Below are 14,284 nucleotides of genomic sequence, written 5' to 3'. Positions count from 1 at the left end.
ATGCAAATTTATTGTAAACTTTCTCCTCCATCAACTTTAATAATAGTACCGGTGATCCATTTTGCTTCATCTTGGCACAACAAGTAAACTGCATTAGCAATATCTTCAGGTTGTGTTAACCTTCCTGAAGGATTGCGTTTTAAGGCATTTTCTTTTAGTATTTCACTACCAGGAATCATTTTAAAAGACTCCGTTTCTGTTATTCCCGCTTGGATGCAATTTGCTTTGATGCCAAATGATGCAAATTCTAAGGCTATATTTCTAGTAATAGCTTCTAAAGCTACTTTAGCGGCAGATACTGCAGCATAATTTGAGATTACTCTAGTGTTTCCTTCGCTTGTAAAAGATATAATTCTAGTGTCCTGAGCAAATAAATTAGCTTTGGCTAATGCTTTTGTCCAATCGTATAAACTAATCGCCATAGCTTCTAAAGTAATATGAAAGTCTTGATTGTCTAATGTTTTTTCGTTTGTAGAAGACATCGGTTTTAGATTCCCTTTTGCAATACTATGTACTAAAACTTTTATGTTATCTTGAGGAAATTGTTCTTTAAAATCTGAAATAACGGCATTTCTTTTTTCAGAATTTGTTGCGTCAATATTATAGGATAGCACTTTAACATCACTTGAAGTAATACTTTTTATTTTTTTATTAAGTATTTCTAAATCAGACCTTCTACTTCTATGTATGAGCAAAATATTAAATTTGTCTGAAGCTAGTTTTTGAGCAGTTGCTAATCCTAAACCACTGCTTCCTCCCAGTATTAAAGCCCATTTGGTTTCTCTATTTTCTAATACCATTTAACTAAAGCTTTTAAGTTATACTATTACCATTCCAATAATACGCGCTGTGCTGAAAACCCAGGACCAAAACTTAATATGATGCCTTGTTCTCCAGGAGCTATTTCTTTTTCTAAAAAGCGTTCTAAAACATACAAAACTGTGGCACTACTCATATTTCCATAAAGCCGTAATACTTCTCTGGTGTCATCTATATTTTTACCAAGCTTTCCAAATAATTCATCTACAGTTTGTACAATTTTTCGTCCTCCGGGGTGAAAAATTAAATGGGCTACATTATCAATATGACTCCCATGCTTTTCTAAGAAAGGATGTATGATGTTTGGAAAGTGATCGGCTATTATTTCTGGAACAGTTGGGTCTAAAATCATTTTTAAACCATGGTTGGTTAAATCAAAACCCATCATATGTGATGCATCTTTAAAATGATACATCTCCTCTCCTACTATTTTCGGCCCTTTGGCATCATTTTCTGAGGATAATAATACACATGCTGCACCATCTCCAAAAATTGCGGCACTCACCATATTCGCCATAGAATAATCGTTAAGCTGAAAGGTTGCAGTTGGGCTTTCTACAGCAATAATAGCAGCTCTTTTACCGGGATTGGCTTTTAAGAAATTGCTCGCATAAATTAAACCAGAAACACCAGCTGCACAGCCCATTTCTGTTACGGGCAAACGTACAATATCTTGTTTTAAACCTAAATCATTGATAATATAAGCGTCAAGAGAAGGAATCATAATTCCAGTACAACTCACCGTAATAATAAAATCTAATGAATCTGGATTCCAGTTTGTTTTTTGTAAAGCGTTTTGCAAAACAGAAGTTCCTAGTTTCTTCACCTCCCTTACATAAATTGCATTTTTCTCTTCAAATGAACTTGCTGTAAATACTTCTTCGGGAGCCATAATACTATAGCGTTTGTCTACAGCAGCACCTTCAAATATTTTTGTAACCTTACGCTTAAAACGTTCGTCATGGTCAGCTAACCATAGTTCTACCATGGGTATGATATCTGCAGTTTCTCTGCTATATTTTGGCAGTTGCTTAGCTACTGCACATATTTTTATGTCGTTCATTTGTTTTTATTGGTTAGCCCTCATAATCCATACATACCTAAAAGCCCATTTCCATTTTATAAAATGCTTTACCTGTGAAAATTTTTCAGCATAGCGCTTCAAATCTTTTGCTATAAAACCCTTGCTGATTGAGATTAAACCGTCAATTTTAGCGGTATCCGTTTTAATAAATGCTAAACTAAATAATTTAAACAAATAATAGGCTAATCTGCTTCTGTGCAAATCATTTATAACAACACCTATTTTTGCTAGTTTTATAAATTGCGACAAGAAAATCTTTAATTGTTCATCGGTAAAATGATGCATAGTAAGCGTGTTTACTAAAATATCACAATCAAAATTATCGGTATCTAAGGTTAAAATATCTTGATGTAGATAAGTAATCTCGGGGAAATCTACAGAAAATTCTTGTGCAATTTTTAATGCATCAGCATTTAAATCAATACCAATTAAAGTTATGTTTATTCCTTTTTTTTGACATGACTTATGAATTTCTCGTAGCATCTTACCATCGCCACAGCCCATGTCTACTATGGTATAGTGTTCTTTGGGGTTTTCTTTTATAAGTTGATGCACTGCATTAATAGTAATATGGTTACCACCAAGAATGCTGTTTACTCTGTTAATGTCTTCAAAAACAACTTTAAGGTCGCTAAAAGATCCTTTAAAGTCATCCATTAATTCTTCTTGAGTACTTCTCTTAGATAAGTTTTTTAGCATAGTACGGGCTTTCCGTGTGTTTGTTTTATTAATGTTTTTAATAATTTGGGTGATCTTGCTACTGTTTGCATTGCTATGGTTGATAAATTTTCTTTAAGCAATAAGGTTTGTAATTGCCTTCCCATCCAAAGTCGTTTTTTAAAAGCTTTGTCCCATTGTTTTTTATAATTAATTTCTAAACTCAAACGACTTTTAGTTGTATCGGACAAATAGTCGGAAATTAACTCGGAAGCTAACTTGGCACTATGGATCGCCATTGCCATTCCGTTTCCGCATAATGGGTGTATTAAACCTGCAGTATCGCCACACATAAGCATATGGTTTTCTACTGCTAATTTTTGACTGAATGAAATTTGTGCAATCGTTAAAGGTTTTTCAAATAATGGCGTTGCTGTATTTAAAAAAGTATTTAAATGTGGATTTTTAGAAACAACCTTATTGTTAAAGTCGTTAATATCTTTATAGCTCTTAAAACTCTTATAATTAGCTAAGTAACAAAAATTAATGTTTCCATTTTCTGTTTTGGATAAACCTCCATATCCACCTCTAAAATTATGAAGCCCTACGAGGTGATCCGGAAAATTTGCTAAGGCATAATGCGCTTTTACGCCTAGCCAAGATGACTTCTCATTTATAAAATCTCGCTGTAAAACCTTATCTAAAGTTGCTCGTTTACCATAAGCTCCAATAACAATTTTAGCATTGTATTTTTTTTGTATTGCATCTTCTACAGTAAAAGTATTTTCTGTAAATGTTACTTTAGTAACGGAATTAAAAACAAAAACCACACCTAATGCTATTGCTCTGTTATACAGTATTTCATCAAAAGCATATCGGCTAATACCAATACCGCCCAATGGCAGTTTTGTGGTAATTGTTTTTCCAGTTTGTGTGGAAAATTGGAGTGTGTTAATACGAACTGCTTTTTCGGTATGCACACCAAGATGATTCAGATAAGGTATAATTTCATTAGAAACATATTCTCCACATACTTTATGATGTGGGTACTGTTGTTTTTCAAACAATAACACTTTATGTTTTTCTTTGGCTAAGTGAATGGCTGCCGTTAGGCCTGCCAATCCTCCTCCTACTATTATAATATCTTGCATAGTTGTATTACAACGAAAGTACTCATAAGTCGGTAATTATTACAAGACCTGTCAAATTAAAATTAATAGGCCAATAACATTAGTAACTCTTCTTCAAAACGTGCTACGGGTAAGTAGTTGTTTTCTAGTACCTTTGAAAAGGGTATAGGTGTTTCTAAACTAGCAACACGTTTTACGGGGGCGTCTAAATATTCAAAGCAATTTTCCACTACCAAAGCAGTAATATCACTTGCAATACCTCCAAAAAGACTGTCTTCTTGGAGAATAATAAGTTTCCCTGTTTTTTTTACGGAATTATATATCGCATCAATATCTAGAGGTTGCAAGGTTCTTAAATCAATAAGATCTGCTTTTATATCTGGGTTGTTTTCTAGTGTTTCTATAGCCCAGTGCACACCTGCACCATAAGAAACAATAGTAATTGCATCTCCTTCTTGTACTATAGCAGCTTTCCCTAAAGGCAAGGTGTAATAATTAGTGGGTACTTCTTGGTATTTACTTCTATATAAGGCTTTGTGCTCAAAAAATAATACTGGGTTTGGGTCTTCTATTGCAGTATTTAATAAGCCTTTTGCATCATATGGAAAAGCGGGGTAGACAACTTTTAAGCCTGGAGTTTTTGTAAACCATGCTTCATTGGTTTGCGAGTGGAAAGGCCCTGCTCCTACGCCACCACCACATGGCATCCTAATCACAACATCAGCATTTTCACCCCAACGGTAGTGAGACTTTGCTAAATAATTTACAATAGGATTAAAACCAGAGCTTACAAAATCAGCAAACTGCATTTCAACTACAGCTTTCATTCCGTTAATAGATAAGCCCATAGCAGTAGAAACTATCGCAGATTCGCAAATTGGGGTATTTCTCACTCTTTCTTTTCCAAAAGAGGCTACAAAACCTTCTGTGATTTTAAATACTCCTCCATAGTCTGCGATATCTTGCCCCATAATAATTAAATTATGATGTTTTTGCATAGCTTGGTTCAAGCCTTCAGAAATTGCATCTACAAAACGAATATTTTTAGTGTTATTTTCCGATTTAACTTCTTGATATACAAATTTTTGAAATACCTCATTTAATTCTTTACTATTATTAAGTGTTATGTCGCTTTCATCAAAAGAAATTTGTAAATTTTCATTAATTTCTTTTTCAATTTTTGCTTTGATCTCCCTTATTGAAGCTATGGTAAGCACCTCAGTTTTTAACAAATATTCTTGGAAGTTTGCAATGGGATCTTTTTCTTCCCAGGTTTTCATTAACGCTTCAGGTACATATTTTGTACCACTAGCCTCTTCATGCCCACGCATTCTGAACGTTTTAAACTCAATGAGAATTGGTCTCGGGTTTTCTCTAATACTATTACAGAGCTCACTCACTTTTTCATAAACAGCTAATATATTATTCCCATCAATAATATGAGATTCTATACCATAACCGATCCCTCTATCTGCAAGATTCTCACAATTGTATTGCTCTTTAACGGGTGTAGAGAGTCCATAACCGTTGTTTTCTATGCAAAATAGAACTGGTAACTTCCATACAGAGGCTACATTAAGGGCTTCATGAAAATCTCCTTCACTTGTTGCTCCTTCTCCAGTAAATACTGCGGTAACTTGTTTGTTATTCTTTAAAAGATTGCCTAGTGCTATACCATCTGCAACACCTAATTGCGGTCCTAAATGAGAGATCATTCCAATGATTTTGTATTCTTGCGTACCAAAATGAAAACTACGATCTCTTCCTTGTGTAAAACCGTTTGCTTTTCCTTGCCACTGCGAAAACAGACGGTATAAAGGAATACCTCTAGTGGTAAAAACACCCAGATTTCTATGCATTGGCAAAATATACTCTTCTTTATCTAGCGCTGAAGTGACGCCTACAGCAATCGCCTCCTGACCAATTCCACTAAACCATTTTGAAATTTTCCCTTGCCGAAGAAGAATTAGCATTTTTTCTTCTATCATTCTGGGTTTTAGTAATTTTTTGTACAACGCTAACTGTAGCGCTTTTGATGTTGTATACTCATCATATAGTAAAGTAGTGATCACAGTAAACTATTTTTAAACTCTTATAAATGTAATTAAAAGTTCTTATTCAGACACATCTGTACTAATTATGTTAGCATATTTATTTAAATTTGATATAAATACGTTAGCATGGGCAATATACCTAGTGTAAATCTCCAAGATTTTGTCTCTGGAGATGCAACTCAAAAACAGAAATTTATAAAAGAAATAGGTGCAGCTTTCGAAAACATTGGTTTCGTAGCACTTAGTGGTCATTTTTTATCAGAAGAATTAATCGAAAATTTATATGATGAAATAAAGCTATTTTTTAACCTTCCTCAAGAAACTAAAGATTCTTATGAAATCGAAGGTATTGGTGGGCAAAGAGGATACACTTCTTTTGGAAAAGAGCATGCCAAAGGAAAAAAAGAAGGTGATTTAAAAGAATTTTGGCATTTTGGGCAGTATGTTGAGGATAACGATGCCCTTGCTGCAGAATATCCAGATAACATTACCGTAAATGAGTCTCCAAATTTTAATGTTGTTGGTAAAGAAACTTATAAAATGCTCGAAAAAACGGCTAAATATGTGTTAAGAGCGTTGGCAATACACTTAGATTTAGAAGAAACCTATTTTGATCATTATATTAAAAATGGAAATTCTATTTTACGCCCTATACATTACCCACCGATTACTTCGGAACCTAAAAATGCAGTTAGAGCGGCTGCACATGGTGATATTAATTTAATTACTTTATTAATGGGTGCTTATGGTAAAGGCTTGCAAGTAAAAAACCATAAAGACGAATGGGTAGATGCGATAGCACAACCAGATCAACTTATGATTAATGTGGGTGATATGTTATCTCGCTTAACGAATAATAAGCTAAAATCTACCATACATCAAGTAGTAAACCCGCCTCGCGAACTATGGGGAACCTCTCGCTATTCTATTCCTTTTTTTATGCACCCAATTAGTGAAATGCCTTTAAATTGTTTAGAACATTGCATTACTGAAAATAACCCTAAACAATTTGAAGATATTACAGCCGGTGCGTTTCTTCATGAGCGTTTAATAGAATTAGGACTTATTAAAAAATAAAATGGATTTACAAGACCAATTAAAAAACCTATTCCCAGACCATAAAATAGAAGAACAAGCAGCAGAAACATCAAATACGGATCGTATTTGGATGCAAAAAGAGCCTATTATATGTAAATATGAAAAAAGAAAAGGAAAACCAATTACAATATTAGAAGGCTATACTGGTGCTGATGAAGATTTTAAAAAATTAGCAAAAGAATTAAAGACTAAACTCAGTGTTGGTGGTAGTTTTAAGGACGATAAAATTATTATACAAGGCGATTATAGAGATAAAATTATGGCCATACTTAAAGAAAAAGGGTTCAAAGTAAAACGTGTTGGAGGCTAATTTTTGTTAATTTTTTTTTATTTCGGAAGATTAAATATTACATTTATTACACCAACAATATAAAAACATCCACAAAATGAGCACTCTACTTCATATTACGAATGGTGATAGCTTTACCTCTAGACTAAAAAAATTAAACTTACATGGCGATATTATCACTTGGCGAGAAATGCTTTGTGAAGGTAAAACCGAAACCAATGTAGGAAGCGAATCTTTTTGGAAAACACGTTTCGATTTTTTACACAAAAATTATAAAATATCTAAATCTAAATATATAGAATACACCTTAAAAGAGTATAGATCACTATGCAGTCATAAAAAACAAGACCAGATTGTACTATGGTTTGAACACGATTTGTTTTGTCAAATAAATCTTTTAGCGGTGATTAGCTGGTTAAAAACGCACCGTAGGTATGCAGAGATTTCGCTGGTTTGTAGTGGAAAAGAAGATGAAACGGATAAGCGTTATAGCTTGTGTGAGCTTACAGATGAACAACTTCAAAAGCTGTATAAACATAAAACAATCTTATCTCAAGATGATATGGAATATGCAGATTATATCTGGCAATTATATTGCAGTGATAACCCAATGCGCTTAGAAAATCACAGACTAGATAAGCAAACTAATTTTGAATATCTTCCAGATGCTATCAATATGCATTTAAAACGTTTCCCTACCATTCATAATGGATTAAACCAGATGGAAAACGATATTTTAAAATTAGCAGTTCAGGAAAAACCAACTTCTAAAAAAGATTTCTTAAGAAATATATTATCCACACAAGAAAGGCTTGGTTTTGGTGATATTCAATACAGAAGAGCCATAGCAAGATTAAAGCCTTTATTTTCATCATTCAATCCTGTTAGGCTAAATAAAGTGGGTAAAGAAATTTTAGTAGGAGCTACAAGCTACTATGCTAATTTAAAAGAAGATGAAGTTTATTTAGGGGGGTCATTAAAATATAGCTATTTGTATAATACAAAAACAGATAGGATTTTAAAATTATAATATGCAATTAAGCCCTTCTGAGTTGATTTTAAATGCAGACAAAAGCATTTATCACCTTAACCTATTACCAGAAGATATCGCAAATACAATAATTACTGTTGGTGATCCAGATCGTGTTGCTGGTATTTCTAAGTATTTTGATACCATAACCGTAAAAAAGGCAAAACGAGAATTCCATACACATACAGGTGTACTAAATGGCAAGCAAATCACTGTAATTTCTACTGGAATTGGTACAGATAATATAGATATTGTATTAAATGAGTTAGATGCTTTAGTGAATATAGATTTTGATACAAGAACTGTAAAAAAAAACCATACTGCTTTAGATATTATCCGTATTGGTACTTCTGGAGCAATACAACCTTATATTCCCATTGATTCTTTTTTACTAAGTGAATATGCTATTGGTTTTGATAGTCTACTACGTTTTTATGATAGTGAACATATTCTTATTCCTGAAATAGAAGAAGCCTTTATTGCTCAAACAAATTGGGCTAAAAATAAGTCTAGGCCTTATGCTGTAAAAAGCAATAAAATTTTAGCAGATCGTTTTCTTTCAGATGATGTTATCACGGGTTTTACCGCTACAAATGTTGGTTTTTATGGTCCTCAAGGAAGAAAACTAAGACTTAAAAATCCGGATATTGCGTTGAATTATAAAATTGGTAATTTTTCATTTAATGGAATTAATATTACAAATCTAGAAATGGAAACTGCTGGGATATATGGCTTAGCTACTCTTTTAGGGCATCGGGCTATTTCTTTAAACTGTATATTAGCAAATAGAGCTACTAAAGAATTTTCAGAAAACCCAGAAAAAGCTATTGACGATCTCATCCGATATACACTAAAACAACTTATTAAATAAGTTAGGTTTAAAAGAAGAAATTTAAATGAAAAAAGTTAGTATAGTAGGCGTGCCAGAACATTTTAATATGCCTTGGCATCTGGCTATAGAAGAAGGTGCTTTTGAAGAACGTGGCATAGCATTAGATTGGCAAGATGTTCCAGAAGGTACTGGTAAAATGAGCCAAATGCTAAAAGATAAAGAAACAGATTTAGCAATTATATTAACAGAAGGTATTGTAAAAAGTATTACTGATGGCAATTCTGCTAAAATAATACAAGAGTATATTGCTTCACCTCTACTTTGGGGTATTCATGTTGGTGCTAAAAGTAGGCATCAAAGTATTGAAGAATTAAAAAACACCAAAATAGCAATTAGTCGTTTTGGAAGTGGGAGTCATTTAATGGCATATGTGCATGCACAAAACAAAAATTGGAATACAGATGCCTTACAATTTGAAGTGATAAATAATTTAAATGGTGCAATTGCTTCTTTAACAAATGAAACGGCAGATTATTTTATGTGGGAGCATTTTACCACAAAGCCATTAGTGTATGATGGTACCTTTAGGAGATTAGGGGATTGCCCTACCCCATGGCCATGTTTTGTAATTGCTGCTACTGATACATTTGTTAGCGAAAATGAGCAAACGTTAAAGCATATTCTAGAGATCATTAACACGTATACCGAAGAGTTTAAATTAATACCCAGTATAGATAGAACAATAGCAAATAGATACCATCAAAAATTAGAAGATATACAAGAATGGCTATCCATTACAAGATGGAGCCAGACTCAATTATCAAATGAATCTTTAGCACAAATTCAAAAGCAATTACTTGCTTTAAATCTTATAGATAAAAAGCTACCCTTCGCTAGTATCCTCAAAAAATTGATTGATTAATTGTTTAAACTTTAAATCAGACAACGGTTTTCGGATATATTTGGCTACATGAATATTTTTCTTTGCTTTAATCATATCTTTCTGATCATCACTTGTAGTAATTACAACAATTACCACTTGTTTTTTAAACGAATCAGAAAATAATTTATCGTAAGCTTCTAAAAATTCCCACCCGTTCATTACCGGCATATTGATATCTAAAATTAAAAGACAAGGTCCTATAAAGTTAGACTCTAATATTTCTATAGCAGCTTTACCATTTAAAGCAATATCCACTTCAACATCTAAATCTAATTGACCAATAAAAATTTTGTTTAAGAAGTTATTGGCATGGTCATCATCAACTAATAAAATTGATTTAACAGGATTTGGAATCATAATAGTTTGTTATTTGGCTTAACAAAAGTAGTATTTTTCTTGATATAATATTAAGAAAAAGAATTGAAATGTAAGTTGTTTAAGAAAAAAGAAATATTGACTATTCAATTTTCTTTATAGATTAAACAAAAAAATAAGAATTAATTAAAAAAAAGAATAGATTGTTATATTATTGCTAAAATCGAAAATAAGCAAGTATAGATTTAATTTATTGTTATGAAAAACAAGGAAAATTTAAAACAAGGTAGGCTGTGCAAAAAATCTATTATTTAAGACCAATCTATACTTTTTAAATGATTACTTTTTAAAAGGATATTAGTTTTACTAAAATGCTTATTGTTGAACCAAAAGCCTCTATTAGCACTTAGCGGTGATGGGTGACCAGAAGTTAATATATGATGCTTTCTTGCATCAATTAATTTTGCTTTTTTCTTAGCAAATCCTCCCCATAGTAGAAATATAACATGCTCTTTTTCGTCAGAGATTTTTTTAATAACTGCATCCGTAAAAATTTCCCATCCTTTTTTTTGATGGCTCCCTGCTTCGTTAGCTCTAACGGTTAATGTTGCATTTAATAATAGAACACCCTGTTTTGCCCATCGTTCTAAATTTCCACTTTTTGGATATGGAATGTTTAGGTCTGCACTAATTTCTTTAAAAATATTGATAAGCGATGGTGGATGCGGAATTTCATCTTTTACAGAAAAACAAAGTCCATTTGCTTGGTTGGGTCCGTGGTATGGATCTTGACCTATAATAACAACCTTAGTATCATCAAAAGTACTAACATCAAAAGCAGCAAAAATATCGGCCCCTTTTGGATAACATGTTTGCTCACTGTATTCTTGTTTTACAAAATCTATTAGCGTAGAAAAGTATGGTTTTTCAAATTCTTCATTTAGATGTTTCTTCCAACTTTCATGAATATTTACAGGCATAGCGTTCTATGTTTATTTTATTTCCTTTTGTATATGACATTAAAAAACAAAAATAATTCATTTTAGATTAGCTTAACTTTGTTTAAATAGATTGAAAAGTGCCTAGAAAATTTAAAACCTACTTTAATTGGAGTTCTGGAAAAGATGCATCTCTTGCTTTATATTTTCTTTTAAAGGACAACAAATTTGAGATAGACTTATTAGTGACTTCTATCAACAGCCATCATAACAGAGTTTCTATGCATGGTTTGCGAAGAGCTTTACTTGTACAACAAATTAGATCAATTGATCTGCCGTTTACCACTATAGAATTACCGGAAGAACCTACTATGGAAGAATATGAAACTATTCTAACTAAAAAAGTAAGTCAGTTGATGGATGCTGGTTATACACACTGTGGTTTTGGAGATATCTTTTTAGAAGATTTACGAGCCTATAGAGAAAAGCAATTGGCAGCTTATGGAATTCAAGGTGTTTTTCCGCTTTGGAAAAAAGATACTAAAACCTTATTGTTAGACTTCATAAATTTAGGTTTCAGGGCTATTGTAATTTGCATAAAAGCAGAACTCTTAGATGCATCTTTTGTAGGGAGAGAAATAGATAGTGATTTTATAAAAGATTTACCAGAAAATGTAGATCCATGTGGAGAAAATGGAGAGTTTCACACTTTTTGTTTTGATGGACCAATCTTTAAAAAACCAATTTCTTTTACCATAGGTGAAAAAGTGTATAGAGCTTATAAAAACCCTGATAAAGATGCTACAGCTACAGATATGGGTTTTTGGTTTGTAGATTTAATCCCTAGTCTTTAAACTACATTCTTCATATCTGCATGCTATTCCATACCTTTGTAAGGCTATAGCATTAGAGAATGAATAAGATTACTAAAAAAACACTTAAAGATTTAGAATTCCATACGGTTTTAGACCAATTAGCAGCGCGTTGCAATACAGAATTAGGAAAAGAAAATGTATTACAAGTCTTCCCAAGTGTAGAACGCAAGGTTATACTTGATTTATTAGGGCAAACATCAGAATATGTAGCATCTTTTACCAATGAGAATAGAATTCCTAACCATGGTTTTGATGCCATAAATAACGAGTTACAACTTTTAAGCATTGAAAATGCCACAGTAGAAATTAGTGGTTTCCGCAAAATAGGAAATATTTGTACTACCGTAAATACGCATAAAAAATTCTTTAAGAAATTTAAAGAATACTACCCTTTACTTTTTAATTTATCAGAAACAGTAGTACTAAACACAGAAATCCCAGCTCATATTAATGCTGTTATAGATCGTTTTGGAGAAATAAAAGATAATGCTTCTGATAATTTACGATATATTAGAAGAGAAATCAATAATGTTAAAGGAAAAATTAATCAAAGCTTTAATAGTGCGTTATCTAGATATCATTCTTCAGACTTTTTAGATGAAATAAGAGAATCTGTTGTAGATAATAGACGGGTATTGGCTGTAAAAGCAATGCACCGTAAAAAAATAAAAGGTTCCGTAATGGGAGCTTCTAAAACAGGGAGTATTGTATATATAGAACCAGAAGCATCATTACAACATAGTAGAGCACTCAATAATTTAGAGTTTGAAGAACGCGAAGAAATACAGAAAATTTTAAGAGCACTTACTGCTCATATAAAACCTTTTATCCCTGAAATAGCAGCCTATCAAGATTTTTTAGCACATATAGATATTACTGCTGCAAAAGCAAAATATGCATCCGAAATGAATGCTGTTTTACCAGAAGTGAGTACGGAAAAAGAAATTTATCTGAGAGATGCCTATCACCCACTACTCTATTTAACCAATAAAATTTCTAAACAGAAAACATATCCGCAAACCATATCCTTACACTCTGAAAACCGGATTATTGTGATCTCTGGCCCTAATGCAGGTGGAAAAAGTATAACATTAAAAACATTAGGCTTATTACAAGTAATGTTACAAAGTGGTTTGCTTGTTCCTGTGCATGAACGTAGTAAAATGTGTTTATTTGATCGGATTTTAACGGACATTGGAGATAATCAGTCTATAGAAAACCACTTAAGCACCTATAGCTACCGCCTTAAGAACATGAATTACTTCTTAAAAAAATGTGATGATAATACCATGTTCTTAATTGATGAATTTGGTACGGGTAGTGATCCAGAATTAGGTGGTGCATTAGCAGAAATATTCTTGGAGGTATTTTATGAACGAGGGTCATATGGCGTAATTACCACACATTATGCAAATCTAAAATTATTAGCGAATGAATTGCCCCATGCCACCAATGCAAATATGTTATTTGATGGTAAAACTTTAGAGCCAACATACCAGTTGGTATTAGGACAAGCTGGTAGTTCTTTTACATTTGAAGTAGCACAAAAAAATGGAATACCGTACAGTTTAATTAATAGAGCAAAGAAAAAAATAGAGCGCGGAAAAGTCCGTTTTGATGCAACAATTGCTAAACTTCAGAAAGAGCGGAATTCTATGGCAAAAACGGGAACTAAGCTTAAAGAAGAAGAAACAAAAGCACGTGATGAGGCAAAACGATTAGAAAATTTAAATAGCAAGATAAAATCGAAATTAGAAAATTACCAAGAACTTTTTGATAATAATCAACGTATGATTTATTTGGGGAATAAAGTAAATGATGTCGCTCAAAAATATTTCCAGAATAAAAAGAAACGACCTATGGTTTCTGAGCTTATCCGTATTGTTGAAACCGAAAATAGCAAACGAAAAAAGAAATCTGCCAAACAAGTTAAAGTAGAAAAAGAGAAAAAAGCTCAGGTAGAAAAAGAGGTCATCAAAGAAGTAGTAGAAATTAGAAAAGAAAAGAAAATAGAGAAGAAAAAAGCAGTTGTAAAAGAAAAGAACAAACCAAGACCCGTTTTTAAAATTGGAGACCGAGTACGGATGTTAGATGGTAAAGCCGTAGGAAGTATAGATAAGTTGGAAAAAAACAAAGCTGTAGTAAATTATGGTATGTTTACCACTAATGTTAGTGTAGATCAATTAGAATTGGTTGAAAAGAAAAAATAGCAGCCGGCAT

Annotated in this window: 14 protein-coding genes; 7 read left to right on the top strand and 7 right to left on the bottom strand. The window is 32.5% G+C overall.

The genetic code is table 11. The features are described 5' to 3' along the window. Nucleotides 1-8 precede the first annotated feature (8 nt). The 5 genes from ACZ451_RS15375 to ACZ451_RS15355 all read right to left on the bottom strand — a co-directional run bounded on the left by ACZ451_RS15375 (nt 9) and on the right by ACZ451_RS15355 (nt 5,678). Complete coding sequence (locus ACZ451_RS15375; RefSeq protein ID WP_464213968.1) at nt 9-800, bottom strand: SDR family oxidoreductase; 792 nt, start codon at nt 798-800, stop codon at nt 9-11. 26 nt (nt 801-826) lie between these two features. After that, nucleotides 827-1,882 carry a type III polyketide synthase gene (locus ACZ451_RS15370; protein WP_464213966.1) on the bottom strand — a complete coding sequence of 352 codons (1,056 nt, stop codon included), beginning with the start codon at nt 1,880-1,882 and terminating at the stop codon, nt 827-829. Between the two features lie 6 nt (nt 1,883-1,888). Continuing rightward, complete coding sequence (locus tag ACZ451_RS15365; RefSeq protein ID WP_464213964.1) at nt 1,889-2,602, bottom strand: methyltransferase domain-containing protein; 714 nt, start codon at nt 2,600-2,602, stop codon at nt 1,889-1,891. Next, nucleotides 2,596-3,711: an NAD(P)/FAD-dependent oxidoreductase gene (locus ACZ451_RS15360; protein ID WP_464213962.1), complete on the bottom strand. Its 1,116-nt coding sequence runs from the start codon at nt 3,709-3,711 to the stop codon at nt 2,596-2,598. The genes ACZ451_RS15365 and ACZ451_RS15360 overlap by 7 nt, the downstream gene beginning before the upstream one ends. A gap of 62 nt (nt 3,712-3,773) precedes the next feature. Further along, on the bottom strand, nt 3,774-5,678 hold the full coding sequence (locus ACZ451_RS15355) for an alpha-ketoacid dehydrogenase subunit alpha/beta (RefSeq protein ID WP_464216933.1): 1,905 nt from the start codon (nt 5,676-5,678) through the stop codon (nt 3,774-3,776). A 192-nt stretch (nt 5,679-5,870) separates the two neighbouring features. Between ACZ451_RS15355 and ACZ451_RS15350 the strand changes: the two genes are divergently transcribed. The 5 genes from ACZ451_RS15350 (at nt 5,871) to ACZ451_RS15330 (ending at nt 9,915) form a co-directional block, all read left to right on the top strand. Next, the gene (locus ACZ451_RS15350; RefSeq protein ID WP_464213960.1) at nt 5,871-6,821 is read left to right on the top strand and encodes an isopenicillin N synthase family dioxygenase; all 951 of its coding nucleotides are present in this window, start codon (nt 5,871-5,873) and stop codon (nt 6,819-6,821) included. 1 nt (nt 6,822) lies between these two features. Further along, nucleotides 6,823-7,152 (top strand): translation initiation factor, encoded by a 330-nt coding sequence (locus ACZ451_RS15345; protein WP_464213958.1) that lies wholly within the window; start codon nt 6,823-6,825, stop codon nt 7,150-7,152. Nucleotides 7,153-7,228: 76 nt separating this feature from the next. Then, nucleotides 7,229-8,161 (top strand): DUF1835 domain-containing protein, encoded by a 933-nt coding sequence (locus ACZ451_RS15340; RefSeq protein ID WP_464213956.1) that lies wholly within the window; start codon nt 7,229-7,231, stop codon nt 8,159-8,161. A 1-nt stretch (nt 8,162) separates the two neighbouring features. Further along, on the top strand, nt 8,163-9,032 hold the full coding sequence (locus ACZ451_RS15335) for a nucleoside phosphorylase (RefSeq protein WP_464213954.1): 870 nt from the start codon (nt 8,163-8,165) through the stop codon (nt 9,030-9,032). Nucleotides 9,033-9,057: 25 nt separating this feature from the next. Then, on the top strand, nt 9,058-9,915 hold the full coding sequence (locus ACZ451_RS15330) for a substrate-binding domain-containing protein (RefSeq protein ID WP_464213952.1): 858 nt from the start codon (nt 9,058-9,060) through the stop codon (nt 9,913-9,915). On the opposite strand, the gene ACZ451_RS15325 is transcribed toward ACZ451_RS15330, so the two are convergent. Both ACZ451_RS15325 and ACZ451_RS15320 read right to left on the bottom strand, forming a co-directional pair. Beyond that, a complete protein-coding gene (locus ACZ451_RS15325; RefSeq protein ID WP_464213950.1) occupies nt 9,877-10,293 on the bottom strand; it encodes a response regulator in 417 nt (138 codons plus the stop codon). The two genes, ACZ451_RS15330 and ACZ451_RS15325, sit on opposite strands and share 39 nt — an antisense overlap. Nucleotides 10,294-10,562: 269 nt before the next feature. Further along, the gene (locus tag ACZ451_RS15320) at nt 10,563-11,231 is read right to left on the bottom strand and encodes a uracil-DNA glycosylase (RefSeq protein ID WP_464213948.1); all 669 of its coding nucleotides are present in this window, start codon (nt 11,229-11,231) and stop codon (nt 10,563-10,565) included. Nucleotides 11,232-11,329: 98 nt separating this feature from the next. Between ACZ451_RS15320 and ACZ451_RS15315 the strand changes: the two genes are divergently transcribed. Together ACZ451_RS15315 and ACZ451_RS15310 are read left to right on the top strand one after the other, a co-directional pair. Further along, nucleotides 11,330-12,043 (top strand): Dph6-related ATP pyrophosphatase, encoded by a 714-nt coding sequence (locus tag ACZ451_RS15315; protein ID WP_464213946.1) that lies wholly within the window; start codon nt 11,330-11,332, stop codon nt 12,041-12,043. 59 nt (nt 12,044-12,102) lie between these two features. Beyond that, nucleotides 12,103-14,274: an endonuclease MutS2 gene (locus ACZ451_RS15310; RefSeq protein WP_464213944.1), complete on the top strand. Its 2,172-nt coding sequence runs from the start codon at nt 12,103-12,105 to the stop codon at nt 14,272-14,274. Nucleotides 14,275-14,284 lie beyond the last annotated feature (10 nt).

The organism is Allocellulophaga tsushimaensis (genome assembly GCF_055383085.1).
This window is presented reverse-complemented; position numbering and strand designations above follow the sequence as displayed.